General features: G+C 61.0%; 24 protein-coding genes. 7 read left to right on the top strand and 17 right to left on the bottom strand.

The features are described from left to right. Positions 1 to 23: 23 nt before the first annotated feature. Positions 24 to 812 carry a helix-turn-helix domain-containing protein gene (locus M5B97_RS01525; protein WP_248730519.1) on the bottom strand — a complete coding sequence of 263 codons (789 nt, stop codon included), beginning with the start codon at positions 810 to 812 and terminating at the stop codon, positions 24 to 26. Between the two features lie 83 nt (positions 813 to 895). Here M5B97_RS01525 and M5B97_RS01520 point away from each other — a divergent pair, with 83 nt between their 5' ends. After that, on the top strand, positions 896 to 1,204 hold the full coding sequence (locus tag M5B97_RS01520) for a DUF2834 domain-containing protein (RefSeq protein ID WP_123718563.1): 309 nt from the start codon (positions 896 to 898) through the stop codon (positions 1,202 to 1,204). A 19-nt stretch (positions 1,205 to 1,223) separates the two neighbouring features. On the opposite strand, the gene M5B97_RS01515 is transcribed toward M5B97_RS01520, so the two are convergent. Continuing rightward, the gene (locus M5B97_RS01515) at positions 1,224 to 2,381 is read right to left on the bottom strand and encodes a GGDEF domain-containing protein (RefSeq protein WP_248730518.1); all 1,158 of its coding nucleotides are present in this window, start codon (positions 2,379 to 2,381) and stop codon (positions 1,224 to 1,226) included. Positions 2,382 to 2,491: 110 nt separating this feature from the next. After that, positions 2,492 to 3,703 carry an MFS transporter gene (locus M5B97_RS01510; protein WP_123718561.1) on the bottom strand — a complete coding sequence of 404 codons (1,212 nt, stop codon included), beginning with the start codon at positions 3,701 to 3,703 and terminating at the stop codon, positions 2,492 to 2,494. Positions 3,704 to 3,800: 97 nt separating this feature from the next. Here M5B97_RS01510 and M5B97_RS01505 point away from each other — a divergent pair, with 97 nt between their 5' ends. Next, positions 3,801 to 4,622: a helix-turn-helix transcriptional regulator gene (locus M5B97_RS01505; protein ID WP_123718560.1), complete on the top strand. Its 822-nt coding sequence runs from the start codon at positions 3,801 to 3,803 to the stop codon at positions 4,620 to 4,622. On the opposite strand, the gene M5B97_RS01500 is transcribed toward M5B97_RS01505, so the two are convergent. Together M5B97_RS01500 and M5B97_RS01495 are read right to left on the bottom strand one after the other, a co-directional pair. After that, the gene (locus M5B97_RS01500; RefSeq protein WP_248730653.1) at positions 4,579 to 5,757 is read right to left on the bottom strand and encodes an MFS transporter; all 1,179 of its coding nucleotides are present in this window, start codon (positions 5,755 to 5,757) and stop codon (positions 4,579 to 4,581) included. The two genes, M5B97_RS01505 and M5B97_RS01500, sit on opposite strands and share 44 nt — an antisense overlap. 44 nt (positions 5,758 to 5,801) lie before the next feature. Continuing rightward, positions 5,802 to 6,824 (bottom strand): alpha/beta hydrolase, encoded by a 1,023-nt coding sequence (locus M5B97_RS01495; RefSeq protein WP_248730517.1) that lies wholly within the window; start codon positions 6,822 to 6,824, stop codon positions 5,802 to 5,804. 166 nt (positions 6,825 to 6,990) lie between these two features. Between M5B97_RS01495 and M5B97_RS01490 the strand changes: the two genes are divergently transcribed. Beyond that, positions 6,991 to 7,914 (top strand): AraC family transcriptional regulator, encoded by a 924-nt coding sequence (locus M5B97_RS01490; protein WP_248730516.1) that lies wholly within the window; start codon positions 6,991 to 6,993, stop codon positions 7,912 to 7,914. Here the strand turns inward: M5B97_RS01490 and M5B97_RS01485 are convergent. Then, complete coding sequence (locus M5B97_RS01485; RefSeq protein WP_248730515.1) at positions 7,889 to 8,395, bottom strand: GAF domain-containing protein; 507 nt, start codon at positions 8,393 to 8,395, stop codon at positions 7,889 to 7,891. The genes M5B97_RS01490 and M5B97_RS01485 overlap by 26 nt on opposite strands. 48 nt (positions 8,396 to 8,443) lie before the next feature. Then, a complete protein-coding gene (gene proP / locus M5B97_RS01480) occupies positions 8,444 to 9,946 on the bottom strand; it encodes a glycine betaine/L-proline transporter ProP (protein ID WP_123718556.1) in 1,503 nt (500 codons plus the stop codon). A gap of 153 nt (positions 9,947 to 10,099) precedes the next feature. On the opposite strand from proP, the gene M5B97_RS01475 reads away from it, so the two are divergent. Continuing rightward, positions 10,100 to 10,633 carry a GNAT family N-acetyltransferase gene (locus tag M5B97_RS01475; protein WP_248730514.1) on the top strand — a complete coding sequence of 178 codons (534 nt, stop codon included), beginning with the start codon at positions 10,100 to 10,102 and terminating at the stop codon, positions 10,631 to 10,633. Positions 10,634 to 10,773: 140 nt separating this feature from the next. Continuing rightward, entirely contained in the window at positions 10,774 to 12,177 is a 1,404-nt protein-coding gene (locus tag M5B97_RS01470; RefSeq protein ID WP_248730513.1) for an MFS transporter, read from the top strand. Positions 12,178 to 12,209: 32 nt separating this feature from the next. Here the strand turns inward: M5B97_RS01470 and M5B97_RS01465 are convergent, their stop codons facing one another. The 4 genes from M5B97_RS01465 to M5B97_RS01450 form a co-directional block, all read right to left on the bottom strand. Next, positions 12,210 to 13,127 carry a bifunctional helix-turn-helix transcriptional regulator/GNAT family N-acetyltransferase gene (locus tag M5B97_RS01465; protein ID WP_248730512.1) on the bottom strand — a complete coding sequence of 306 codons (918 nt, stop codon included), beginning with the start codon at positions 13,125 to 13,127 and terminating at the stop codon, positions 12,210 to 12,212. A 68-nt stretch (positions 13,128 to 13,195) separates the two neighbouring features. Continuing rightward, complete coding sequence (locus tag M5B97_RS01460; protein ID WP_248730511.1) at positions 13,196 to 14,488, bottom strand: sorbosone dehydrogenase family protein; 1,293 nt, start codon at positions 14,486 to 14,488, stop codon at positions 13,196 to 13,198. Continuing rightward, positions 14,485 to 14,910 carry a DUF2231 domain-containing protein gene (locus M5B97_RS01455; RefSeq protein ID WP_123718551.1) on the bottom strand — a complete coding sequence of 142 codons (426 nt, stop codon included), beginning with the start codon at positions 14,908 to 14,910 and terminating at the stop codon, positions 14,485 to 14,487. The genes M5B97_RS01460 and M5B97_RS01455 overlap by 4 nt, the downstream gene beginning before the upstream one ends. 112 nt (positions 14,911 to 15,022) lie before the next feature. Next, positions 15,023 to 15,337 carry a hypothetical protein gene (locus M5B97_RS01450; protein WP_248730652.1) on the bottom strand — a complete coding sequence of 105 codons (315 nt, stop codon included), beginning with the start codon at positions 15,335 to 15,337 and terminating at the stop codon, positions 15,023 to 15,025. A gap of 315 nt (positions 15,338 to 15,652) precedes the next feature. Here M5B97_RS01450 and M5B97_RS01445 point away from each other — a divergent pair, with 315 nt between their 5' ends. Together M5B97_RS01445 and M5B97_RS01440 are read left to right on the top strand one after the other, a co-directional pair. Continuing rightward, on the top strand, positions 15,653 to 16,132 hold the full coding sequence (locus tag M5B97_RS01445; protein ID WP_248730510.1) for an ATP-binding protein: 480 nt from the start codon (positions 15,653 to 15,655) through the stop codon (positions 16,130 to 16,132). Beyond that, a complete protein-coding gene (locus M5B97_RS01440; RefSeq protein WP_248730509.1) occupies positions 16,129 to 16,902 on the top strand; it encodes a nucleotidyltransferase domain-containing protein in 774 nt (257 codons plus the stop codon). Before M5B97_RS01445 ends, M5B97_RS01440 begins: the two co-directional genes overlap by 4 nt. A gap of 115 nt (positions 16,903 to 17,017) precedes the next feature. Here the strand turns inward: M5B97_RS01440 and M5B97_RS01435 are convergent, their stop codons facing one another. From M5B97_RS01435 to M5B97_RS01410, 6 genes are all read right to left on the bottom strand, one after another. Further along, positions 17,018 to 18,958 (bottom strand): methyl-accepting chemotaxis protein, encoded by a 1,941-nt coding sequence (locus M5B97_RS01435; RefSeq protein WP_248730508.1) that lies wholly within the window; start codon positions 18,956 to 18,958, stop codon positions 17,018 to 17,020. A gap of 403 nt (positions 18,959 to 19,361) precedes the next feature. Next, a complete protein-coding gene (locus M5B97_RS01430; protein WP_248730507.1) occupies positions 19,362 to 20,693 on the bottom strand; it encodes an ABC transporter substrate-binding protein in 1,332 nt (443 codons plus the stop codon). 29 nt (positions 20,694 to 20,722) lie between these two features. Further along, entirely contained in the window at positions 20,723 to 21,790 is a 1,068-nt protein-coding gene (locus tag M5B97_RS01425; protein WP_248730506.1) for a branched-chain amino acid ABC transporter permease, read from the bottom strand. Between the two features lie 21 nt (positions 21,791 to 21,811). Further along, a complete protein-coding gene (locus tag M5B97_RS01420; RefSeq protein WP_248730505.1) occupies positions 21,812 to 22,693 on the bottom strand; it encodes a branched-chain amino acid ABC transporter permease in 882 nt (293 codons plus the stop codon). 2 nt (positions 22,694 to 22,695) lie between these two features. Continuing rightward, positions 22,696 to 23,472 (bottom strand): ABC transporter ATP-binding protein, encoded by a 777-nt coding sequence (locus M5B97_RS01415; protein ID WP_248730504.1) that lies wholly within the window; start codon positions 23,470 to 23,472, stop codon positions 22,696 to 22,698. Between the two features lie 10 nt (positions 23,473 to 23,482). Beyond that, positions 23,483 to 24,538: an AMP-binding protein gene (locus tag M5B97_RS01410; RefSeq protein ID WP_248730503.1), complete on the bottom strand. Its 1,056-nt coding sequence runs from the start codon at positions 24,536 to 24,538 to the stop codon at positions 23,483 to 23,485. Positions 24,539 to 24,693 lie beyond the last annotated feature (155 nt).

The following is a 24,693-nucleotide window of genomic DNA, read 5'->3' as shown; positions in this document are numbered from 1 at the left end:
GCGGCAGTCTACGGACAGATATTTCACAAGACCAGCGCCACATAATCCGCGTAGGCGCCACGCATCACTTGCCATGTAGCCTCGTCGGCGGGAATCAGATGCTCGATACGCAGCGAGGTCAGGGTGATGTCCTGAGGCATGCCGAAGGTGGTAAAGGTCGACAGGAAGTTCAGCGCGCCACGGGTCGAGCGGATGCGCGTCAGCACCAACGGCGGCATTGACGCGGGAAGTTCTGTGCCGGCCGGCGTTGGTAAGTCTGCCAATAATGTCGCCAAGGCAGGATTGCCCAGTGCTTCGCGGGTTGCCCGCTGCCAGGCCAGGCTGCGGATCTCTTCGGCGTTGATCAGGTGATCGCCCAGGCCGCCCGCTTGCAACAGCGTGGTTAGCAAGTTGATGCCATCGGCCGCATCCGGCTGGATGCCCACCAGTTCAAACAACACGGCGGTACTCGCGTTCGCCGCCAGCACTTCCCACTGGCTGCCCAGCAGAATCGCAGGTGCAGGGTTGTTGGCGTGCAGTACGTGGCTGACCGCTTCGCGAACCGCCGCCATGGCGGGCGATGCAAGTGGGGTGGCGATGTAGCGGGGGGCGTAGCCGGCGGCGAGGAACACGCGGTTGCACTGCTCGAGCGGGGCCTCCAATGCCGTCAGCACAGTATGCAACGTGCCCGGGCTCGGCTTGGCGCGGCCGGTTTCGATGCAACTGAGGTGACGCTGGGAGACGCCCGTGATCAAGGCCAGGTCCAGTTGGCTCAGGCGGGCGTGGCGGCGCAGTTGGCGTAGCAGTTCGCCGGCGGTAACAGTGATGTCCATGGCGTGGTCATGACCTCCGAGGTCATTGCGAGGGCAGTCACCTTATCACTAGGGTAGGCCTCGTTCATTGCAAGGAAGAAACCATGCCCACAAGACCCTATATCGCCCTGGCCACGTTGCTCGGGTTTTCGCTGTACAGCCTGGCGGTGATGTTCACGGCCGAGCAGTCGTTGCTTGCGTTCGGCTGGGAACTGATGACGCGGCCGGACACGGCGCAGGTCGTGATCGACCTGTATCTGATGGCCGTGCTGGCGTGTGTGTGGATGTATCGGGATGCGCGCAAGCGCGGGCGGTCAGTGCTCGGCGTACTGCCCTATTTCGTGCTGACGGCGGTGTTCGTTTCGGTGGGGCCGTTGTTGTATATCGTCGTGAAGGGCTACCAGGATGAGTGAGGTGCTCGCCTCCCGCACGCTAGCAAGCCCCGGTGCGATCCACCAATCGAATGCTGTCACGCCCACCTCGCTTGGTTTCGTAGAGTGCGGTATCACCCAGTTCTATCAATGCCGCGAGGCTGTCCGGCGGCTGGTCGAACAGGTTGGCGCCGATACTCAACGTGATCGGCGCGGGTGTTGTGAAGGACTGCGAGGCGAACTGGTGGAATTGGGCGCGCAGGTTGCTGCCGAGTTCCACGATACGGTCGGTCGAGGTGTCATTGAGCAGGATCACGAACTCATCGCCGCCCAGGCGGGCGGCCAGTGAGCCTTCGGGGCCCACCGTGCGAATCATCTCGCTCAAGGCGATCAGCAGTCGGTCTCCGGCGGTATGGCCGTAGAGGTCGTTGACCAGTTTGAAATTGTCGATATCAATCAGCAACAGAGCGCCCGGTTGCGCAGGTGAGGCCTGGGCAAGCAGGCGCGGCGCGCGCAGGTCGAGGGCGCGGCGGTTGTAGAGAGCGGTCAGTGGGTCGCGGGCGGCGAGGCTGGCGATCTGTTGTTCGCGGCGGTAGCGTTCGGAGCCGGTCATCGACAGCGCAATCAGCATGATCGCCATGGCGCCTTCCACCAGCGAGACCTGGATGATTTCGCCCTTGAAGGCCGTTAGGTCAATGATGGTACCGGGGATCAATACAGACAGCGCCTTGGCTACATAGAACGCGCCGTGGATCAGCAGCACATAACGCAGTTGCACGGCACCGATGCTCAGCGACTTGCCATGGGGGCGCAGCAACGCGCTGGCACACAGGGTGGGCAGCGCCACCAGCAGCGATTGCACGGCCAGCATGGCCTTGGACCAGGGCAGGTCGGCGGGGAGCGTCAGCATGCCGAACCAGACAATGGGCATCAGCAGCCATAACGCTGACAACTGTCGCTGGGTAAAGCGTGCGACGCCGAGCAAAAACAGAAAGTGTGCGGTGACCAGCAGGCCGTTGGCGAACCAGATACCAATCGTCAAGAAGCCGCTGACACGCAGCAGGGCCAGCGTGGAGCCGAGGCTGATGGTGGCGAAACCGGCGCTCCAGAACAACAACGAAGGTTCGCGCACGCTGCGCCATTCAACGGCCAGGTACAGGGCGGCAGCGGCTGCCAGGGCAACGGAGAGTGCCAGAATCGTAGGAGGGTCGAGCGTCATTTCGTGCCGGGTCTGCCTGGGTGTGCGCTAAAGACCGGGATTGTAAGCGCACACGCAGGTTTTTCAGAGCGTTCATCGTGCTGGCGTACTGCCAGCCGATGATCGGCGGGTCAGGCGCCTTTGGTCGACGGCAGCAGTACTGTCAGGATGCCCACCAGCGGCAGGAACGAACACAGTTTGTAGACGTACTCGATGCCGTGGCTGTCGGCGAGCAAGCCGAGCAATGCCGCGCCGATACCGCTGAAGCCGAACATCAGGCCGAAGAAAATCCCGGCGATCATGCCCACATTGCCGGGCACCAGTTCCTGGGCATACACCACGATGGCCGAGAAGGCCGAGGCAATGATAAACCCGATCACGACGCTCAAGACCGCCGTCCAGAACAGGTCGACATAGGGCAGGGCCAGGGTGAAGGGCGCCGCGCCGAGAATGGAGAACCAGATGACTTTCTTGCGCCCGATCTTGTCGCCGATCGGGCCGCCCGCGAAGGTGCCGACGGCCACCGCGCCGAGGAACAGGAACAGGTACATCTGGGAACTGGCGACCGACAGCTGGAATTTTTCGATCAGGTAGAACGTGAAGTAGCTGGTCAGGCTGGTCATGTACCAGTATTTGGAGAACACCAGTATGGCCAGCACCACCAGGGCAAAGGTCACGCGGCCTTTGGACAAACCGTGGGTCGCCTGGGTGCCTTGCTTGAGTTTGAACAGGTTGAGGTGGTGGCGGTACCAGCGGCTCAAGCCGTACAGCACGAGGATCGCGAAGACGGCGAACAGCCCGAACCAGGCGATGTGGGTTTGGCCGTAGGGGATGATGATTGCCGCCGCGAGCAACGGGCCGAAGGCGCTGCCGGTGTTGCCGCCGACCTGGAAGGTCGATTGCGCCAGGCCATAACGGCCGCCCGAGGCCAGGCGAGCGACGCGCGAGGTCTCCGGGTGGAAGGTCGACGAACCGACGCCGACCAGCGCCGCCGCCAGCAGGATCGCCGGGAAGGAGCCGACGAATGCCAGCATCAGAATACCGATCAAGGTGCACACCATGCCCGCCGGCAAGAGCCACGGCTTGGGATGACGGTCGGTGTGATAACCGATCCAGGGTTGCAGCAAGGACGCGGTCAATTGAAAGGTCAGGGTGATCAGGCCCACCTGGGTGAAGCTCAGCCCATAGTTGGCCTTGAGCATCGGGTAGATCGACGGCAGCACGGCCTGGATCAGGTCATTGATCAGGTGCGCGAGGGCGCAGGCACCGAGGACGCGCATGACCAAGGGGCTTATCTGTGGCGCAGTGGTTGCAGCGGCGGGTGACGCGGTCAGTGTCGACATGCAGGCATTCCATACAAGGCAGCGATCCAGGGCTGCCAGTACTTGAGCTGGCTGCCCATTTCAAATTGTTTCGGCGTTTATGCTAGATTCGGCGCAAATGCCTGTCTCGCGAAAATCGGGAGGCAACTATCGCAAAAAGGGCGAAATGATCAAACCATTGGATGAATTTTTGCAGGAGATCGATGAGGGCGACTGGGCTGTCATCAGTTCCGCCACGGATTACCCCGAAAACTGGGTGATCCCCGACCACAGTCACGAAAAGCACCAACTACTCTACGCCATTGAAGGGGTGATGGTGGTGCACTCGGCGCAGAACCAATGGACGGTGCCGTCCAATCGCGGTTTCTGGATGCCCAGCGGGCAAGTGCATTCGCTGCGTTGCGTGGGGACGTTGAAGATGCGCAGCGTATTCGTGCGCCCGGACGCCTTCCCGAATCTGCCCACCGAAACCAAGGCCGTGAGCATTTCACCGCTGCTCAGTGAGCTGATCAAGGCGTCGGTGAGTTTGAAGCCACCTTATGCCGAGGACTCCCGCGATGCGCGGATCATGCACCTGATCCTCGACGAGCTGGCGATTCTGCCGGCGCTGCCGCTGTCGTTGCCGCAGCCCGCCGATGCGCGCATCAATCGCATCTGCCAGGCGTTGCAACAGGACGCGGGCGATGCCTCGACGGTGGCGGATTGGAGTGACCGACTGGACCTCGACCAGAAGACCATCCAGCGCCTGTTCCGCAAGGAAACCGGCCTGACCTTCGGCCAGTGGCGCCAGCAGGCGCGGTTGTTATTGGCGTTGGAGCGCATTGCGGTGGGGGAGAAGATCATTGATGTGGCGATCGAGCTGGGCTACGAAAGCCCGAGCGCCTTTACCAATATGTTCAAGAAACAGTTCGGCAAGACGCCGAGTCAGTTTTTCCGCTAGGGCAGTCGTCCACGGCTGTCAACGAGGCGCGCCGTGCGGCCAGGCAAGCGAGCAGTGCGGCGATACCCAAAGATGCCGCGCTCAGCGCAAAGGTCGCCTGATAGCCCCAGTGATCGAACGCCAGGCCACCGACCGTGGCACCGGCAGTAATCGCCAATTGAATGATTGCGACCATCAAGCCGCCGCCGGCCTCAGCGTCATCGGGCAGCTCGCGCGACAGCCAGGTCCACCAACCCACCGGCGCGGCAGTGGCCACCAGGCCCCAGAAACCCAGCAATACCGTGGTGCCGATGGGGGAACTGCCAAATGCCACCAGCGCCACGGCGATCACGGCCATCAACAGTGGGATGGCGATAAGCGCAGGGTAAAGAGCGTTTTTCAAGAACCGTTCGATCAGGAACGTCCCCGCAAGACCGGCCAGGCCGAGCACCAGCAGCATCAATGACAGGGTGGACACACTCACTTGAGTCACGCTTTCCAAAAACGGACGCAGGTAAGTGAACAGCATGAACTGGCCCATGAAAAATACACTGACAGCGAGCATGCCCAGAGCCACCGAAGCATTTTTGAGTAAGCGCAGCACATTGCCGGAGTGGGTTGCGGCGGGCGTCTTTATCGACGGCAGGCTCACCAGCAGCCATACGCAAGCCACCACGGCAACCGGAACGACACAAAAGAATGCGCCACGCCAACCCATCAGTCCGCCGAGAAAACTGCCCAGTGGTGCCGCGATCACTGTTGCCAATGCGTTACCGCCATTGACGATAGCCAAGGCGCGCGGCACCTGGGCCGATGGCACCAGGCGCATCGCAGTGGCGGCCGACAGCGACCAGAAACCGCCTATGGCCACGCCAATCAGCGCGCGGCCGAACATGAACGCCAGGTAATTTGGCGCCAGCGCAACCACGGTTCCCGACAGGGCCATCAGCAAGGTCAACCCCAGCAACAGGCGTTTGCGATCAACCCGTGCCGCGACAGCCGCGATGACCAGGCTGGTGAGCAAGGCAAACAGCCCGGATACCGAGATGCCCTGGCCGGCCTGACCCTCGGAGATCTGCAGGTCAGCCGCCAACGGGGTCAGCAAGCTCACGGGCATGAATTCAGAGGCCACCAGGGCGAACGCCGCCAGGGACATCGCGAACACCGCAGCCCAACCGTGCGTATGAGTATTATCGGCGGTCACTTCAAGTTGCCTTTGAAGAATGCGGTGAGCTTGGTGAACGGGATCAGATTGACTCGGTCGTACAGATCCACATGGCCGGCACCAGGGATGATCACCAGCTCCTTGGGTTCGGCGGCACGCTGATAGGCATCCTCGCTGAATTCGCGGGAGTGGGCATCAGCGCCGGCGATCAATAACAGTGGGCGCGGAGAGATCGTCTCAATGTCGTTGAACGGGTAGAAGTTCATGAACTTCACGTTGCTGGTCAGCGTCGGCTGCGTCGTGGTTTGCGCCGACGCGCCGGCCGGGGTGAATGCGCCGCGCGGGGTGCGGTAGAAATCGTAGAACTCATCGCCCACCGCATCGCCGCTGAGGGCGTGCGGGGTGCCACCGGTGTAGAGGCTGTCGCCACCCTGGAATTCCACGTAGCGCTGGTTGGCCGCCTGGCGCAGCTGTTGCCGGCGTTGCTCCAGCGTTACGCCGTGTTTGAGGCCATTACGGTTGGCCGCCCCCATGTCGTACATGCTCACGGTGGCGATGGCCTTGAAGCGTGGGTCGATTTTCGCCGCGGCAATGGCGAAGCTGCCACTGCCGCAGATGCCGATCACACCGATGCGTTCACGATCAACCATTGGGCGTGTGCCGAGGAAATCCACCGCGGCGCTGAAGTCTTCAACGTAGAGGTCAGGCAGCACCGCGTTACGTGGCGAGCCTGCGCTTTCACCCCAGAACGACAGGTCCAGAGACAGGGTGACGAAGCCTTGTTCGGCCATTTTGGTCGCGTAGAGATTCGCGCTCTGTTCTTTGACGGCGCCCATTGGGTGACCGACGACAATTGCCGCATTTTTGGAGGCCGGCGCAAGGTTTTTCGGCACGAACAGATTAGCCACGACCGGCATGCCATATTGGTTGTTGAAGGTGACTTTTTCGACGGTCACCTTGTCGCTTTTGTAGAAGTTGTCAGCACCGTTGGACATATCGGCTCCCAGTGAAGAAAAAGACGTCAGCAGCACACTCAGGGCGAGCAAGAGGCTTTTCATGGCGTGTTCCGTGAGAAGGTTTGTCCGGGCATTTTCCCGGTGTCGCCTGTGGTTCTGTAGTGCGTTCCACTGGATTACTTGCCTGATCCTCTGAGTCTTGACGTTTGCCGGGGACGTTCATGAACTGTCCGGGGTAAAGTTCCATGACGAGAGAAAAGAGCCCTTTATGAAGATCAATCAAACGTCTCTGGATAGCTTGATCCACACCATCGCTTCGCAGGTTTCAGCACCGGGTGACTGCCCAACGCCTATCCCGGGCCTGGGCTTTTATCGGCGTGAGCAGCCGGCGCCGCCGGTGGTATGCATGGTCGAGCCAAGCATTGTGCTGGTCGCCCAAGGCGCAAAGCAGTTGTGGGTCGGCGGCGTGGGTTACCCCTACGACACCTCGCGATTTCTGCTGACCTCGCTGGACATTCCGGCCAACTCCGAGGTGCTGGCCGCCAGTGCAGCCCTGCCTTGCCTGGGCCTGACCTTCAAGCTGGACGTGCGGATCCTGGCCGAATTGATCGCTCAGGGTGAGTTGCCGTCGCCCCGAGAAAGGGCAGTGATGAAGGGGGTAGGAATCGGCACTGTCACCGAGGGCCTGCTGATGGCGTTTGCGCGGTTGGTTGCGTTGCTGGATGAGCCCGAGGCGATACCGGTGCTCGCCCCGTTGATTCAACGCGAAATCCACTACCGATTGCTCAAGAGCGATCAGGCCGGGCGTCTGCGCCAGATTTGTTCCGTGGACGGTCAGGGCTATCGCATCGCCAAGGCGATCGACTGGTTGAAGCTCAATTACGACGAACCCTTACGGGTGGATGAATTGGCGGCTCGCGTGCAAATGAGCGCGGCCACGTTTCATCATCATTTCCGCCAGCTCACCGCAATGAGCCCGTTGCAGTATCAGAAGTGGCTGCGCTTGAACGAAGCGCGGCGCTTGATGTTGAACGAGCACCAGGACGTGTCCAGTGCCGCCTTCAAAGTGGGGTATGAAAGCCCTTCACAATTCAGTCGTGAGTACAGCCGACTGTTCGGCGTGCCCCCAAAGCGCGATATGGCCGCGCTACGGGGCAAGCAGGGTGTTACTGTTCGGCCGCCGTTAAGTTAGCGAAGAAAATGCACCCGATCAGCCGCGCAAACAGGCTCAGGGTTTCCGGCAGGTTGGGGTCGTCAAACAGCATCGCCCGCGAGTCCAGGGCACACAGCGCGCCGAACAGGCGGCCGTCCGGCAGGAAAATAGGCGCGCCGGCGTAGCTTTCAATCGCGAATTGCTTGACCACCGGGCGTGCGGCAAAGCGGCCATTCTGGCTGATCTGCGGGATGAACAGCGCCTGGGGGTCGACGCAGAACTCACTGCACAGGGTGGTTTCCAGGTCGAGCACATCATTGACGTGGATACCCATGTCGGCGGTGTCATACGCGGAACAGACCACCCATTCCAGGTCGGCGAATTTAGCGATGCCGGCAAAGCGCATGCCGGTCAGGCGGGTCACCAATTGCAGGATGCTGGTGGTGGCTTCGATCTCGGCAATGGCGGCACGCTCATCGGCGCTGAGTAAGGCGTGTGGTGAGGTGATGCTTGGAATCATGGTTCGGCACTCTGGTTGCGTGGCGGCCAGCGCCGCCACGCCTGTAGCTTAGTTGATACGTGGATGTTGCTCTACCAGGCTCTTGCGCTTGGCTTCCAGTTCGGCGATTTCGGCATCGATGTCTTCGATTTTCTGCTCGATGTTATCGTGATGTTCGCGCAGCAACTCCTTGGCTTCCTCCATGTCCGAGGCTGCCGGCGCGGCGCCGCGCAGTGGACGATTGGCGGTTTCCTTCATGGTCAGGCCGGTGATCAGGCCGACCACGGCAAACAGCATCAGGTAGTAGGCGGGCATGTACAGGTTATCGGTGCTTTCTACCAGCCAGGCCGTGGCGGTAGGGGTGAGGCCGGCGATCAGCACCGAGACGTTGAAGGCACTGGCCAACGCGCTGTAGCGGATATGAGTAGGGAACATGGCGGGCAGGGTCGACGCCATCACGCCGATGTAAAAGTTCAGCACAATGGCCAGGATCAACAGGCCGCCGAAGATCAGGCCGATCTTGCCGCTGGTGATCAGCATGAATGCGGGGATCGCCAGCAACAGCAGGCCGACGCTACCGGCAATGATGAAAGGCTTGCGGCCGATCTTGTCGCTGATAAACCCAATGAACGGCTGTACGAACAGCATGCCGACCATGATCGCGATGATGATCAGCACGCCGCTGTTTTCTTTGTAGTGCAGGTTGTGCGACAGGTAGCTGGGCATGTAGGTGAGCAGCATGTAGTAGGTCACGTTGGTGGCCGCGACGATACCGATGCAGGTCAGCAGGCTGCGCCAGTGTTTGGTCGCGACTTCCTTGAACGACACTTTGGGACCGTGAGTCAGGCCCTGGCGATCGCCTTGCTCGAGTTTGTCCATGTGCTGCTGGAAAGCCGGGGTTTCTTCCAGCGCGTGACGCAGGTACAGGCCGATGATGCCCAGGGGCAGGGCGAGGAAGAACGGCAGGCGCCATCCCCAGGCTTCAAATTGTTCTTCGCCCAACACGCTGGAAATCAACACCACCACACCTGCGCCCAGCACGAAGCCGGCAATCGAACCGAAGTCCAGCCAACTGCCGAGGAACCCGCGTTTGCGGTCGGGGGCGTATTCGGCGACGAAGATCGAGGCACCGGTGTATTCGCCGCCGACCGAGAAGCCCTGGGCCATCTTGCACAGCAGCAACAGGATCGGTGCCCAGATGCCGATGGAGGCGTAACCGGGGATCAGGCCGATGGCAAAAGTACTCAAGGACATGATCACGATGGTTGCGGCGAGCACTTTCTGCCGCCCATATTTGTCGCCCAGCGCACCGAAGAACAGGCCGCCCAGGGGCCGAATCAGGAAGGGCACGGAGAAAGTGGCCAGTGCGGCGATCATTTGTACGCTGGGCGAAGCGTCGGGGAAGAACACTTTACCCAGCACATAGGCGACGAAACCGTAGACGCCGAAGTCGAACCATTCCATGGCGTTGCCCAGGGCAGCGGCGGTGATTGCCTTGCGGACCTTGGTGTCGTCGACGATGGTGATGTCTTTCAATCCGATGGGTTTGACGCTTTTCTTACGTAATTTCATGCGGGCCACTCTAAATCTGAACAGGGGAGGTGCCATCGTTGCGATGGCACCGCTCTGTCAGTTCAGATACAAGCGCATGCGAAATAATTCACCACTGTTTGCGTTTTTTTGCAGATGGATTGAACTTCGTCAGCCTTCAAAGGAGTTATTCAAATGCCTGCCACGCCGTCGCGCCTTATCTACCGTCAGCCACAGCCTGCCGACCTGCAGCGATTATTCGCGATCTTCGGCGACCCGCAGACCAACCTGTTCAATCCGGCGGGCCCGCTGGCCAGCCCGGATGCTGCGCGACGGCTTCTGGATCAATGGCTGGAACAGTGGGCGACGCAAGGCTATGGCTGGTGGGCGATCGCAGAGCGTGCGGCGCCGGACCACATCATCGGCTTTGGCGGAATAGCGCCGCTCAATTACCTGCACGAGCGGCGTATCAACCTGGGTTATCGATTTGCCGTGGAGGCCTGGGGGCAGGGCTATGCCACCGAGGTAGGGCGTGACGCGTTGGCGCTGGCATTTGACAGCCTTGGCCTGAGCGAGGTGTTCGGCCTGGTACGGCCGGATCACGCGGCATCGATTCGAGTGCTGGAAAAGCTCGGGATGCAGCCTTTCGGCCTGCTTGATGATGTGCCGGGTAAGGCCCCGAGCCTGGTGCTACGGGTTTGTCATCCTACAACTGCTGTTGCCTCATAGTTCGGACACCGTCAAACACCCTCGATAAATAGCTGTTCTGACGATTGACAGCGATCAGGCAGCTCGATATAAAAGTCGAGGTTGTACGACGACATATGACGTTACGTGTGTCTTACCTAAAAACAATAAAAAGTGATGCCATGAACTTGAACGAGCCCCTCAACGCCCAGCGCGTTGGCCAGGCGGTAGGCAACTATCGCTGGACCATCTGCGCGATGTTGTTCTTCGCGACTACCGTCAACTACCTCGACCGCCAGGTGCTCAGCTTGCTGGCGCCACAACTGTCGACGCAATTTGGCTGGAGCAACACCGACTACGCCAACATCGCCGCGGTGTTCCAGTTCGTTTATGCGATTTCCATGTTGTTCGCCGGGCGGTTTGTCGACAGGATCGGCACCAAGGCCGCGTATGTCGTGGCGATCGGTATCTGGTCCACCGGCGCGATCATGCACGCGTTCTCATTGCCGATTGGCGCGGGTATCGCAGCGGTCAGCGGTGCTGTAGGCCTGGCGGTGATCCCGGTGTCAATTGCCGGCTTCATGCTGTCACGTGCCGTGTTGGCGATTGGCGAGGCGGGTAATTTCCCGATTGCGATCAAGGCCACCGCCGAGTACTTCCCGAAGAAAGAACGCTCTCTGGCCACCGGTATTTTCAACTCGGGTGCCAATGTGGGGGCGATCCTGGCGCCCATCTGTGTGCCATTGATCGCGGGCTTATGGGGCTGGGAAGCTGCGTTCATCGTGATTGGTGCATTGGGGTTCGTGTGGGTCGCGGCATGGATCGCGCTTTACCAGAAACCCGAGGATCAGAAGCGCCTTTCAGCCGAAGAGTTGGCCTACATCCGCAGTGATCAGACCCTACAGCCCTTCACACCTGTGCCTGCCGGTACAGCGGAGAAAAAAGTCTCCTGGTTCAAGTTGCTGACCTATCGCCAGACCTGGGCGTTCGCCTTCGGTAAATTCATGACCGATGGCGTGTGGTGGTTCTTTCTGTTCTGGCTGCCCACCTACCTGTCGGCGCAGTACGGCATGAAAGGCGCGGACATCGTGATGCCGCTGGCCGTGCTGTACAGCATGACCATGGTCGGCAGTATCGGCGGTGGCTGGTTCCCCAGTTACTTCATGGCGCGTGGCGATGCACCCTACGACGGCCGCATGAAAGCCATGCTGGTGATCGCGCTGTTCCCACTGGTGGTTTTGCTGGCGCAGCCTTTGGGTTACCTGAGTTTCTGGGTGCCGGTGCTGCTGATCGGCGTGGGCGCGTCGGCGCACCAGGCCTGGTCGTGCAATATCTTCACCACCGTGTCCGACATGTTCCCGCAAAAAACCGTGGCGTCCGTGGTGGGTATCGGCGGCATGGCGGGCGGCTTGGGCGGCGTGGTCATGACCAAGATCGGCGGCTGGGTGTTCGACTACTACAAGTCCGTCAATGACATTCACACCGGTTACATGATCATGTTTGCGATCTGTGCGCTGGCGTACCTGGTGGCGTGGAGCGTGATGAAAGCGCTGGTGCCGCGCCACAAGGAAATCACCGACCTGTAAGCGGTGCGGGGCTTGGGTGACCAGGCCCCGGCCTACAGCTCACGCGCCCAGGTCTGGCTGACCAGGGATTTGCCGAAGCTGTGGGTAGGTTCTTCTTCAATCAACGTGAAACCGGCTTTGCGATAGAGCTTGCATGCATCGGTCAGCGCACTCATGGTCCAGAGCACCATGCGCTGGTAGCCGACGTGCCGGGCAAAGCGCAGGCATTCGTCCACCAGGCGCTGGCCGATGCCCATGCCCCGCGCACTGGCGTCCACGTAGAGCATGCGCAGTTTGGCCGTGGTCGCGTCATGGCGTATTACGAACACCGAGCCCACGACCTCACCGTCCTTTTCGGCGATCCAGCAGCGTTCGCACGTCGGATCAAATTCGCGCAAGTACTTTGCGACAATCTCCGCCACCAATGCTTCGAACTCCCAGTTCCAGTTGTATTCGCGGGCATACAGCGCCGCTTGCTGTTGTACCAACCGCCCCATGTCGCCGGGTTGCGGGTCGCGCAGCAGATAGCTTGGCGCACGGCCTTGCAGCAGGGTCTGGATGCGCAGCATGGAGGCGGTCAGTTGCTGTTGTTGCGGTTCGGGCAGGGCTTGCAGCAAGGCGATGACTTCTTGCTGGGTTTTCTGTTCCAGGGGAGCGAGTACGCGACGGCCGAGGTCGCTGAGATGCAGCTGCACTGCGCGCGCATCGGTGGCTGAGCGGACCTTCTGGACCAGCCCTTTTTTTTCCAACCCGGTGATCAGGCGGCTGAGGTAACCGGCGTCCAGGCCAAGCATCTGGCACAGGTCGGCACTGGTCAGGTCGCCTCGGGAGGACAACTCGTACATCACGCGTATTTCAGTAAGGGAGAAGTCGCTTTGCAGCAGGTGTTCCTGCAGCACACCGATCTGGTGCGTATAGAAGCGGTTGAAAGCACGGATGATGCCGGCGCGTTCGCTCAGGATGGTAGACATGATGGCGCTCGAATGGTTGCCTGAGGCAATTATATTGTTGCCTCAGGCAAACATGTCAAAGCCTTTGTCTAGCGGTTGCGGGTCACCCGCCAAACGGTGTTGGCGAGGTCATCGGCGATAATCAGCGCGCCTTTCGGGTCCACGGTCACGCCCACCGGGCGCCCGCGGGTCTTGCCATCGGCGTCGCGAAAGCCTGTCGCGAAGTCGACGGGCTCACCGGAGGGCTTGCCGTTGCTGAACGGAACGAAGATCACCTTGTAGCCCACCGGGTTGTCACGGTTCCAACTGCCATGCTCACCGACAAACACGCCGTCGGCGAATTTCGCACCCATTTCGGGTATCGAGAAATCCACGCCGAGTGCCGCCACGTGCGAACCCAAGCTGTAATCGGGCTTGATCGCCGCGGCGACTTTCGCCGGGTTCTGCGGTTGTGCGCGGTTGTCGACGTTCTGGCCCCAATAACTGTAGGGCCAACCGTAGAAGGCACCTTCGCGCACAGCGGTCAGATAATCCGGCACCAAGTCAGGGCCGAGTTCATCGCGTTCGTTGACCACCGTCCACAATTGCCCCGAGCCCGGCTGGATCGTCAGGGCTGTCGGGTTGCGCAGGCCGGTGGCATACGGCCTGTGCGCGCCGGTGGCGGCATCGATCTGCCAGACCATCGCCCGGTCAATTTCCACTTCCATGCCGCGTTCGGTGATGTTGCTGTTGGAGCCAATGCCGACATAGAGCTGACGGCCGTCGGCACTCACCGCCAGGGATTTGGTCCAGTGGTGGTTGATCTGCGCCGGCAGGTTGATGACGGTGGCGGGCGGGCCACTGGCTTTAGTCTGGCCGTCGACATAGTCGAAGCGCACCAGCGCGTCCTGGTTGGCCACGTAGAGTTTGCCGTCGGCGAAGGCCAGGCCGTAGGGCGCGTTGAGATTGTCGGCGAACACGGTTTTCAGCTCATACGTACCATCACCGTCGGCATCGCGCAGTAGGGTGAGGCGGTTACCCCCCTTGACCTGGGTGTTGCCCTGGGCCTTGATCACGCCGGCGATGACGTCCTTGGGCTTGAGCTTGGCCGCACTGCCGCCACGGCCTTCGGCTACCAGGATGTCGCCGTTGGGCAGCACTAGGGTTTGACGCGGGATGGCGAGATCGGTGGCGATGGCGGTGACGCTGTAGCCTTCGGGCACCTTGGGTTTTTCTGCGCCCCAAGGCGCGGGTTCGGCGATTTTCATGCTGGGCAGCAGGCTGCTTTGCTGTTCCGGCAATTTGGGGTCGGGGCCGTGGGCCTGGGTCTTTTCACCTTCGCCACCGCAGGCGGTCAGCAATAGGGCAGCGCTCAATAGCGTCAGGGTGCTGGAGGTCTTCATTTGGCATCTCCCGAACGCAGATCGGTGAGGCCGACCCAGGTTGCAACCACCGCCAGAAGCGTCACGATGCTCGACAGCACCAGACCGGCGGGCATCATGGCATATGCGTCCTTGGCATGCTGGAAGGCGTTGATCAGGCCCAGTACCCAGGCGGCCAGCAACAACAGGAAGTAAACAGTCGGTCGCCCGGATTTACGCTCCGCCCGAAGCAGGTTGACCAGCGCGAACAACAGCGCAAACCCACTGAATACCAACGCACCGGCAATCAGCCATGAGGCGAAGTTGGCCCACTGAATCTGGTAGGTCTGCCCGTAGGCTATATCGCTGAGCAAAGCGCCCAGAAATAACGGAACGCTGCCGGCAAGCAAGATCGCATGCAGCGGCCCTGGCCTTGTCGCGTAGTGGGCGGGGAGGGTAGTCATGGGGCAGTTGCTCCTTATCGTTCAGCGTTCCTGGATTCAGGGCGCGGTGGCTTTGCCTGAAGGGTTTGCATAGGAAAGGAGCGCAGCGTTTGTAAGAAAGTTCATTGGGGTTTCATGTCGAGATGTTTTCGTACCACTCGGCATACGGCGTATTGGCCACCTGATAACGATTGAAGTCGGGGCTGCCGTCATCCCACCAGACGGGGCCGCGCTCGCCGAGCGCGACTTTGGCGCATTGCACCTGCTGCCGCGCCGCACTCAACTGTTGCGGATCACTCGAGGCCTTGGCCGCTTTGACTGCACGGCGCGCTTCCATCAGCGCGTGGACCAGACGCTGGCGGGTGGCTTCATCCAGCGCCGGGTTGGTGCAGCGCCACAGTTGACCCTTGACCACAAAATAACGTCCGTCCGGCGTGCTAATCATGATGCCAGCGCAACACCCGCAGAACGCCCCACATCATCGACATCACAATCGCCATCCAACCGGCGAACAGACTGAAGAGTGTCATTGCAAGGTTCATAATCACCTCCATTTTGTGTCGTTCCGGTATAGATGACCCCCGACAAAATCGAGGATTCAACTTAATTTGTCGGATGAACCCTTGGCAGGGTTGACCACCTGAGCCCCTATAACCTCTCAGATCATTTACCATCAGGCCGTTCGATGCCCCTCGCATCGGCCATGTCAGTATCCGCTATGAGCATTCAATCGACGTTCAACCTGGAAGAAGGATCTCTACCCATGCCAACCTTGCATTTGCTGTGCGGCAAGATCGCCTCGGGCAAATCAACACTCGCCAAGACCCTGGCCACCCAGCACGCTGCCATTGTGCTCAGCGAAGACCATTGGCTGGCCACGCTCTACCCGGGTGAAATCAGCTCCATTGCCGATTACCTCCGCTGCGCCCAGCGTATTCGCGGCGTGCTGGGGCCATTGGTGATCAATGTGCTGCAGTCAGGCGTCAACGTGGTACTGGACTTCCCTGCCAACACATTGGCCAACCGCGAATGGTTGCTGGGGCTGGCACGCGCAGCCCAGGTCCCGCACTGCCTGCATTACCTGGAACTGGACGATGCCACCTGCCGCGCCCGGCTGCATGCGCGCAACGCCCAGGGTGAACATGACTTCGCCGCCACGGATGCCGAGTTTGACCTGATTACCCGCCACTTCTGTGTGCCGAGTGAGGCTGAAGGGCTGGTGATCGAGAAGCATCACGCATGAGCGAATCTCGGTCCACGGGCGTGGACGCCGAAGGCTTTATCTTTACCGTTTCCCGAGCCCCCGTGCAGCTTGAGTTTCAGCCACTGCTTGAGGATGTCTGCAATGTGCTCTCGCAGCCAGACTTGGGGGTTGATGGGATTTACCTCTATGGGAGTGTCGCGCGCGGCGAGGCGCTCCCAGGTATTTCCGATCTTGATCTCACATTAGTGCTGCGTGAGTCGCCGACTATAGCGATCTTGGAAAGGTTGGAAAGGGTCCGGTGTGACCTGGAACTGCGGCACCCGCAAGTGACCAAGGTAGATTTCGATATCGGCAGTCGCGCAGAGGTACTGGCCGCCGAAAACAGGAATAGCTGGGGCTTCTGGCTCAAGCATCATTGTCGGTGCGTCTGGGGTAATGATCTGGGCGTGCGGTTTGAGCGATTTCGGCCGTCAATGGACGTCGCCCTGGCCATGAATGGAGACTTTGAAGCGGTGCTGACAGCCTACCTTCGACGCATCGCGCGTGCCGACACCGAGCAAGAACGACTTCGCCTGCAACGTGCAGCGTCACGCAAGCTGATCAGAGCCACCCAGATACTGTGTGCAGAAGAGGCATCGGCATGGCCACAAACACTTGAAGAACATGTTGCGCTGTTCGCACGTCAGTATCCGACGATGGTTGTCCAGGTGGCATTCTTCTTGTTTGAAGCCCGGAACCCGAGTGCCGACAGCGAAAAGTTCTCGGCTCGACTTCAAGCTTTTGTAGCCTGGATGGCTTCACAGCAATAGGAAGCAGCAGCTCCCACAGTCAATCTTCGTCGCGGCTAAAAAAGCATCACGCCAGATAGTGCCCTCCGCCGGCTGATCGTCGACCACCCGGCAGAGGAACCCGATAGACGAATGTTCAGGACTTGAATCGCCCCACCAAGCTATTGAGCTCATCCGACAAATTCGACAGGCGCCCGGAATCGTCCTGTGCCGAGTTGGCCAGGCTTTCCACCAGTCGCGCCTCGTCGTAGATCTGCTGGATATGCCGGTTGATCTCCTCGGCCACGCTGTGTTGCTCCTCGGCGGCGGCGGAAATCTGCAGGTTCTGGTCGCGGATCTCGTTCACCGATGTCTGGATACCCTCGAAACTGTCCCGCGCGCTTTCGATGGACGACACGCTGGCCCGTGACAGGTCCAGGCAACTGCTCATTTTCTGTGTGACTTCTTCGGTCTTGCTGCCGAGGGCGCCGAGCAAGTGTTCGATCTCGCCGGTGGAGTCGGACGTGCGCTTGGCCAAGGCACGCACTTCATCCGCCACCACCGCGAATCCTCGGCCTTGATCGCCGGCGCGGGCGGCTTCGATGGCCGCGTTGAGGGCGAGCAGGTTGGTCTGTTCGGCGATGGCGCGAATGGTGCCGAGGATCTGGTTGATGCTGCGGCTGCCGGCTTCCAGTTCGACCATCGCCTGGGAGGACTCGGTCAAGCGGCGACCCAGGCGGTTGACGTTATCAGTGGTCACTTCGATCTGCTGCTTGCCCTCGGCCACCCGCCGATGACCGTTCTCGGCAGATTCCGCCGCGCCGCTGCATGAGCGCGCAACCTCGTTGGCGGTGGCGACCATTTCGTTGAACGCGGTGGACACCAATTCCACCGCTTCACGCTGGCGCCCGGCCGCTTCGTTCATGTTATGCGCCACTTCGCTGTTGACCTTGGAGGCGTCGTGCAAGTTGGTCGAGGCCGCGCCGATATGCTGGATCAACTGACGGATCGCGGCGAGAAACTTGTTGAACCAGCCGGCCAGTTCGGCGGTTTCATCCTTGCCCTGCACCTGCAACTCGTGGCGCAGGTCGCCTTCGCCTTGGGCGATCGACTGCAAGCCGCTGCTGACCTGGCCAATCGGCTTGACGATCACCTTGGAAAACGCCGCGGCGATCAGCCCGAAGATCAGCACCAGCACCGCTACGATCACGGCGGTCAGGTAGGTCATGCGTGTGGCGGCCGCCATCACTTCGTTGTATTCGATCAGCCCTACATAGCGCCAGCCGAGGCCGGGGGAGGTCCAGACGTTGGCCATATAACGCACGCCGTCGATCACCACTTCGGTCGAACCCTGGGGAGTGTCGGCCAGTTGCGCATAGGGTGCGCCGAGGTCCTTGAGCGGCTTGAAGTTGTGCGCTGCATTGCGCGGGTCGACCAGTACCACGCCGTCCTCGATCAGCATCACATAGCCGCTTTCACCCAGCTTGATGCTCTTGAGCAATTCGGTGAGGTTCTTCAGCGACACGCTGACCACGAACACCCCCTTGGCCTTGCCGGCGTTATCCAGCAACGCCCGTGCGGTGCCGACCAGGGCCACGTCATCTTTGTCGTAATAGTAAGCCGGGGTGCGCACGGTCTTGCCGGGGCTGGCCATGGCCGCCTTGTACCAGGGGCGAGTGCGCGGATCGTACTTGGCCAATTGCGGATCATCGGGCCATTTGGCGTAGGTGCCGTCTTCCAGGCCGATGGACAGGATCGCCGCCGCCGGGTGCGTGGCACCAAAGCGCGCGAAGCGGTCGATCACCGCTTGCGCTTCCGCCGGCAGCGGCTGGCTGGGCGCATCGGCGGGCTGGTAATTCTTCAGCGTGTTGACCGATGTGTATACAGGGTCGGCGGCCATTTGATCGACGTTTTGCAGCGTGCCATCGAAGAACTGGCGGATGTTGCCATCGATCTGGCGGATTTCCCGGGTGCTGCCATCGATGAACTGATCCACCGCCTGGGTGCGTGTGTTCATGACTGAAATCACGGCCACCAGACTCACCGGGATGAACGCAACGGAGACGAATGCCAGTACCAGCTTATTTTTTATTTTCATCGAGACGACCATCAGCGGAGAGGGCGGCGCAAATCATCGCGCACCTGACAGGCTTGCGGCGAATTGCTATCACTGTTGTCTCGGCTTGGCGTCGGGAAATCTTTAGGGTTTTTTGTACACAATACAAATGGCTGATTGTTCTGTATCCAATCGGTGCTCATCACACAGCGACGCTCCTGCTCGCTGAACTCCTGCCCGTACTCCATGGCGCGAAGCAGCGCCAACCCCGCCGAGGGTCGGCGTGGCCGGTGCGGCTCTGCAGTGGGGGAGTGAAACTTCATTCAATCAAGGTGCGCGGACTTCAAGCCAAGCCGGTTGAATATGAGCCCTGCCGAGCTTCAGCCAGGCTGCGATGCTCGCATTGACTCAATGCCATCGACTCCGGCTGCGAATCTGTCGGCGCTTACTCCTCCTTGCTGCAATCACGCGGCGTGATGCCTTTCTCTTTCGCGTACTGGGCCGCGGAGACTTCGATGATCGGGCGCAGCAGCGCGCGGTCAGCCTGCACCCAGTCACTGATCAGGTTCCAGCGTTGGCCGTCCCACTGCTGAAAGCGCACGGCGCCGCCGCCTTCGTGGTCGGCGCAGGACAGTTTCAGCGGTTGCACCAAGCCCTCGGCACCCAGCGCCTGCAAACGTGCATCGTCGAGGTTCAGGTGTTCGAAGCCCCAACGCACTTGCTCACCGGTCAGCGGTTTCTGGCCGTATTTTTCCTGGGCCAGGCGCAACGCTTCGACGTTCAGAATGCCGTTGACCACACCCAGGTTGTAATACACGGTGCCAAAGCGTTTGGGGTCGGCCAGGTTGCCCTTGCCGGCGTCGACCACGCTTGCCTTGATGCCTTGCAGCACCGGGAAATCGGTGCCCGAAGGGTGGGTGGTGATCGAGATAAAGCCCTTGGCCGCAGCGCCGGCCGGCACCACGTCTTCTTCTGAGTTGCTCCAGATATTGCCGATAATGTGATCCGCCGGGTAACCGACTTTTTGCGCGGATTTGAGCGCCACCGGGTTCATCACGCCCCAGCCCCGCAGGATCACCCAATCCGGCTTGAGCCGACGAATGTTCAGCCACTGCGATTGTTGTTCGTTGCCGGGATGCGGCACTTCAAGCAAGGTCAGTTCGAAGCCGGCGTTTTTCGCCAGGGTTTCGAGTACGCCGTTGGTTTCCTTACCGTAGGGCGAGCCGTGGTAGAGCACGGCGATTTTCTTGCCCTTGAGCTTGTCGGCGCCGCCTTCGCGTTGGCCGATGTAGTTGATGATCGCCGACACTTCCGAGTAAGGGTTGAGCTGCAGCGGGAACACGTAGGGGAACACACTGCCGTCGGTGGAGTCGGTGCGCCCGTGGTTGATGGTGATCAGTGGCAGCTTATCGGCGGTAGAGCGTTCCAGCGTGGCGTAGGCGATGCCCACCGACAGCGGGTTGGTAGCAGCGGCCGGCGCGCCGTTGAGGCCGCCTTTGAGACGCTCATAGCATTCGACGCCTTTTTCTACCACGTACTCGGTCTCGCATTCGCTCCAGGTCAGCTTGACGCCGTTCACGCCACCCTTTGAGTTGATGTATTGCAGGTAGTCGATGAAACCCCCGAAGAAGCCTGTGCCGCCGGCGGCATAAGGTCCGACCCGATAGCTCTGCAAGGGGAAGTATTGTTCGTTGGCAGCCTGGGCGCCGGCGGCGAACCCGACGGTCATCAAGGCCAGGCCCAATGCCAGGCGGCGCAGCGATAAGCGGTGTGTCATGAAGGCAATTCCTCGGGGGGTTATTGAGTTCAGTAACGCAATGGCCAAACCCTGGCCCGTTGACGAAAGCGCTGCCATAAGCGGGCGAGCCCCTCCGGTTCCTTGATCAGAAAGGCGACGATCAGCGCGCCGAACAGCATTTTCTGGATGTTTTCCAACTGGCCGGCATCCATCAGTCCTGAGGGCAGCAGCCCGAAAAGATTGCCCAGCAGGATGGGGAACAGCACGATGAACGCAGCGCCCAGGAAGTTGCCGAGCACACTGCCGAGGCCGCCGATAATGATGATGAACAGCACCTGGAACGAACGGCTCAGGTCAAAGCCGTGGGGCTCCACGGTGCCAAGGTAGGCGAACGCCCACAGCGAGCCGGCGACACCGAGGTAGAAGCCGCTGATGGCAAACGCCAAGAGCTTGGCCTTCAACAGGCGAATGCCGATGACGGCGGCGGCAGTGTCCATGTCGCGTACCGCCATCCAGTTGCGACCCAGTTCGCTGCGCACCAGGTTTTTGCCGAGCCAGAACAGCGCCACCACTACCGTCAGGGTCAACAGGTAGCGACCCCGGGGGGAGCTGAAGTCCAGTCCGGCAATCAGTAGCGGTGGTGAGGTAATGACCCCGGAGGCGTTGCCGTTGGTAAACCAACTGAAGCGCGTGAGCACCCACTCCACCACGAATTGCGCCGCCAGCGTCGCCACCAGCAGGTAAAAACCCTTGATGCGCAGGCTGGGCAAACCGAACAGCACCGCCACGAGCGCGGCGATCACACCGCCCAGGGCAAAACTCACCAGCAGCGGCAGGCCGGGTACGCGCAGTTGCAGGTTGTAGGCGGCAAACGCTCCCACCGCCATGAACGCCGCCGAGCCCAGTGAGAGTTGCCCGGCATAACCGGTCAGCAGGTTAAGCCCCAGGCCCGCCAGGGATAACACCAGCAGCGGCACCAGGATCGCGCTGAACCAATAGTCGTTGCCCAGCCAGGGCACGGCTAAAAAGGCGAAGCCCAGCAGCAGCCGCAGCGCGACGCGATCCTGGCGCAAGCGAAAGGTGCGGCGCTCCGTCGCGTAGGAGGTACTGAATTGACCGGTTTCTTGATACAGCATGCAGGTTTCCTTAAAAGGCGATCAGACCCGTTCGATGGCGCCCTCGCCGAACAACCCGGCCGGGCGCACCAGCAAAAACAGCAAGGCAAGGACGTAGGGCACCCAGTTTTCAATGCCGCTGCCGATGACGGGGCCGAGGTAAATCTCGGCGATCTTCTCCACCGCGCCGATGATCAAACCGCCGACAATCGCACCGCCAATTGACGAGAACCCGCCGATGATCAGCACCGGCAACGCCTTGAGCACGATCAGCGACAGCGAGAACTGCACCCCCAATCGCGCGCCCCAGAGCAACCCCGCCACCAGCCCGACAAAGCCTGCCACCGCCCACACCAACGCCCAGATGCGCGGCAGGCGAGTACCTATCGCCATGGACGCCAGCGGGTCGTCGGCGACCGCGCGCAACGAAAGGCCCACCCGCGTCTTGTTGAACAGCAGCGACAGCACGATCACCAGCACGGCGGCGGTGCCGGCGGCAAACAGGTCGAATTGCGACAGCAGCATGCCGCGAATTTCCAGCGGCTCATCGGCGATGCCCAGATCCAGGCCATGCACCTGCGCGCCCCATAGGAACTGGGCGAAACCTTCGATCATGTAGGACAGCCCGAGGGTCGCCATGAACAGGATGATCGGCGGACGATTGACCAGCGGCCGCAACACCACTTTTTCGATCAACAACGCCAGCACCACCATGCTCGCCAGCGTTACCAAGAAGGCCACTGCGAAAGGGAAGCCGCGCTCCAGCAGGCTGACGAAGGTCAGCGCGGCGAACAGCACCATGGCGCCCTGGGCAAAATTGAACACGCCCGACGCCTTGTAGATCAGCACAAAACCAATCGCCACCAGGGAATACATCACGCCGGCCAGCAAGCCGCCGATCAGCACCTCAAAGAAAAATTCCATGTTCAGGTTCCCAGGTAGGCTGCGATGACATCGGGGTTGGCGCGTACTTGCGCCGGGGTGCCGTCGCCGATCTTGCGGCCGTAGTCGAGCACCACTACGTGGTCACACAAGCCCATGACCACGCCGATATCGTGCTCGATCAACACCACGGTGGTACCGAACTCACGGTTGATGTCGCGGATGAACTGGCTCATCTGCGCCTTCTCCTGGGCGTTCATGCCGGCCATGGGTTCGTCGAGCAGCAACAGGGTGGGTTCGGATGCCAGGGCGCGGGCCAGTTCGACACGCTTTTGCAAGCCATAGGGCAGGGTGCCTGCCGGCACATGGCGCCAGGGATGTATCTGTAAAAAGGCGATCACCTTTTCCGCATGCAGGCGGTGCGCGTCATCCTCGCTCGGTGCGCGACCCAGGCGTAGCATGTGCTCGAACCAACTGCCGCGGCGCTTGAGGTTGCGCCCGGTGAGTACGTTGTCGAGCACGCTCATGCCCTTGAACAGCGCGATGTTCTGGAAGGTGCGCGCGATACCGCCCTCGGCCGCCTGGTGCGCACGCATGCGCCGACGGGTCTGGCCGGCATAGTGGATGCTGCCGCTCTGGGGGTGATAGACCCCGTTGATTACGTTGAGCAATGAGCTTTTACCCGCGCCGTTGGGGCCGATCAGCCCACAGATGTCGCCAGCTCTTACGTCGAAGCTGATGGAGGTGATGGCCTTGATGCCCTTGAACGACAGGGAGATGTCATCGAGCCGCAGTAATACCGGTTCAGTGGGTGTGTGCATGGAGGGCTCGTCAGACCGATTGGGGCAGCAAGTGGTCGGTGGATGCCTGGCGGGAGGAAGGTTCCTGCCAGTTGCCGGGGTGAATGCCGAGCGCGCCAAAGAAGGCTGCGCTTTGCGGGCTCAGCGCCGGCCCGATCAGCAAGGGCACACGCAGGCGGCTCATGCCCAGCACATCAAGCAAGGGCCGACGTATCAGCCAGTGCCCCAGCCAGCGGCGCACGCGCGACGGCGTGGGCTGCATGCCCCAGTGGTACAAGCGGTGCGCGAATGTGCCTGGCAGCGGCAGGCGCTCGCGTATTGATTGCTCCAGGCGCGCATACGATTCACGAGTGCCCAGCACCAGGGTCGGGCCGAGTTCTCGGCGGTCGGTGTCGCGGGTGGCCAGCGTCTCTGGGAAGTTCAGGCGAAAGCCTGCATGCAGCCAGGGTGCAAGCAGGTAACGCGCTTGACCGCTCGCGGCGAACACCCGTGCCGCGAGGGCTTCTTCGTCGCCGCTCAATTGTTCTCGAGTCACCAGCGTGCGTGCGCCGGTCAGCAATTGAGCATGGCTCAACTGCACGGTGGTTTCGGCGTGGAACACGAAGGCGGGGGCGGTGGTTTCAAGGGCGCAAGCCGGCGCAGGGGTGTCGGTGCCCAAGTCAGCATAGGCGATCACGTCGGCAAATTGAGGGTGATTCAGGCCGCGTCCGTCCAGGTACAGCGCCACACCGCGTTCATGGAGTTGTTGCAGTGCTTCCAGGTTTTCCGCCAGCACGAAGCCTGGCTTGAGGTCCGCCAGCAGCGCGCGGTTGTCGCAGTGCGGATCCAGCAAGGTGACGCTGCCGCCCAACCACTGCGCGGCCAATGTCAGCGAGAGTGCTTCGGGACGCGCCTGGCTGATGGTCAGCAGGTTGTCGTGGCGGCCAAAGCCAAGCGAGTACAGGGCAGCGGCGAGGCCGCTGACGTCGTGCGCCAGTTCGCTCCAACTGCGCTCGTGCCAGATACCCAGGCGTTTGTAACGCAATGCGATCGCCGACCCACGGGTGTGGGCTTGGTGTAACAGCGCCTGGGGCAATGTCTGGGGCATGGGTGCATCCTTCGGAGGTATACGAAGGCGTTTGCACGCGCCATGCCATAAGAATAAAAGCTTCTATTTCAATGGGATACGGTTGCTCTGGCGGGAGAGGGCGAGTATTGATTCAGCACAAGCTGTCCAAGCACTGTTGTTGCGCGAACACCCCG

The sequence above is a fragment of the Pseudomonas sp. MWU13-2517 genome, assembly GCF_023242545.1.
Taxonomy (GTDB): Bacteria; Pseudomonadota; Gammaproteobacteria; order Pseudomonadales; family Pseudomonadaceae; genus Aquipseudomonas.
The sequence above is the reverse complement of the archived record's forward strand: the minus strand, read 5'-3'. Positions and strand labels throughout refer to the sequence as shown.

Excerpts from the sequence above, each read along its gene's own strand:
- M5B97_RS01525 (WP_248730519.1), bottom strand. The coding sequence starts at position 812 with ATGGACATCACTGTTACCGCCGGCGAACTGCTACGCCAACTGCGCCGC.
- M5B97_RS01520 (WP_123718563.1), top strand. The coding sequence starts at position 896 with ATGCCCACAAGACCCTATATCGCCCTGGCCACGTTGCTCGGGTTTTCG.
- M5B97_RS01515 (WP_248730518.1), bottom strand. The coding sequence starts at position 2,381 with ATGACGCTCGACCCTCCTACGATTCTGGCACTCTCCGTTGCCCTGGCA.
- M5B97_RS01510 (WP_123718561.1), bottom strand. The coding sequence starts at position 3,703 with ATGTCGACACTGACCGCGTCACCCGCCGCTGCAACCACTGCGCCACAG.
- M5B97_RS01505 (WP_123718560.1), top strand. The coding sequence starts at position 3,801 with ATGCCTGTCTCGCGAAAATCGGGAGGCAACTATCGCAAAAAGGGCGAA.
- M5B97_RS01500 (WP_248730653.1), bottom strand. The coding sequence starts at position 5,757 with ATGTCCCTGGCGGCGTTCGCCCTGGTGGCCTCTGAATTCATGCCCGTG.
- M5B97_RS01495 (WP_248730517.1), bottom strand. The coding sequence starts at position 6,824 with ATGAAAAGCCTCTTGCTCGCCCTGAGTGTGCTGCTGACGTCTTTTTCT.
- M5B97_RS01490 (WP_248730516.1), top strand. The coding sequence starts at position 6,991 with ATGAAGATCAATCAAACGTCTCTGGATAGCTTGATCCACACCATCGCT.
- M5B97_RS01485 (WP_248730515.1), bottom strand. The coding sequence starts at position 8,395 with ATGATTCCAAGCATCACCTCACCACACGCCTTACTCAGCGCCGATGAG.
- proP (WP_123718556.1), bottom strand. The coding sequence starts at position 9,946 with ATGAAATTACGTAAGAAAAGCGTCAAACCCATCGGATTGAAAGACATC.
- M5B97_RS01475 (WP_248730514.1), top strand. The coding sequence starts at position 10,100 with ATGCCTGCCACGCCGTCGCGCCTTATCTACCGTCAGCCACAGCCTGCC.
- M5B97_RS01470 (WP_248730513.1), top strand. The coding sequence starts at position 10,774 with ATGAACTTGAACGAGCCCCTCAACGCCCAGCGCGTTGGCCAGGCGGTA.
- M5B97_RS01465 (WP_248730512.1), bottom strand. The coding sequence starts at position 13,127 with ATGTCTACCATCCTGAGCGAACGCGCCGGCATCATCCGTGCTTTCAAC.
- M5B97_RS01460 (WP_248730511.1), bottom strand. The coding sequence starts at position 14,488 with ATGAAGACCTCCAGCACCCTGACGCTATTGAGCGCTGCCCTATTGCTG.
- M5B97_RS01455 (WP_123718551.1), bottom strand. The coding sequence starts at position 14,910 with ATGACTACCCTCCCCGCCCACTACGCGACAAGGCCAGGGCCGCTGCAT.
- M5B97_RS01445 (WP_248730510.1), top strand. The coding sequence starts at position 15,653 with ATGCCAACCTTGCATTTGCTGTGCGGCAAGATCGCCTCGGGCAAATCA.
- M5B97_RS01440 (WP_248730509.1), top strand. The coding sequence starts at position 16,129 with ATGAGCGAATCTCGGTCCACGGGCGTGGACGCCGAAGGCTTTATCTTT.
- M5B97_RS01435 (WP_248730508.1), bottom strand. The coding sequence starts at position 18,958 with ATGAAAATAAAAAATAAGCTGGTACTGGCATTCGTCTCCGTTGCGTTC.
- M5B97_RS01430 (WP_248730507.1), bottom strand. The coding sequence starts at position 20,693 with ATGACACACCGCTTATCGCTGCGCCGCCTGGCATTGGGCCTGGCCTTG.
- M5B97_RS01425 (WP_248730506.1), bottom strand. The coding sequence starts at position 21,790 with ATGCTGTATCAAGAAACCGGTCAATTCAGTACCTCCTACGCGACGGAG.
- M5B97_RS01420 (WP_248730505.1), bottom strand. The coding sequence starts at position 22,693 with ATGGAATTTTTCTTTGAGGTGCTGATCGGCGGCTTGCTGGCCGGCGTG.
- M5B97_RS01415 (WP_248730504.1), bottom strand. The coding sequence starts at position 23,472 with ATGCACACACCCACTGAACCGGTATTACTGCGGCTCGATGACATCTCC.
- M5B97_RS01410 (WP_248730503.1), bottom strand. The coding sequence starts at position 24,538 with ATGCCCCAGACATTGCCCCAGGCGCTGTTACACCAAGCCCACACCCGT.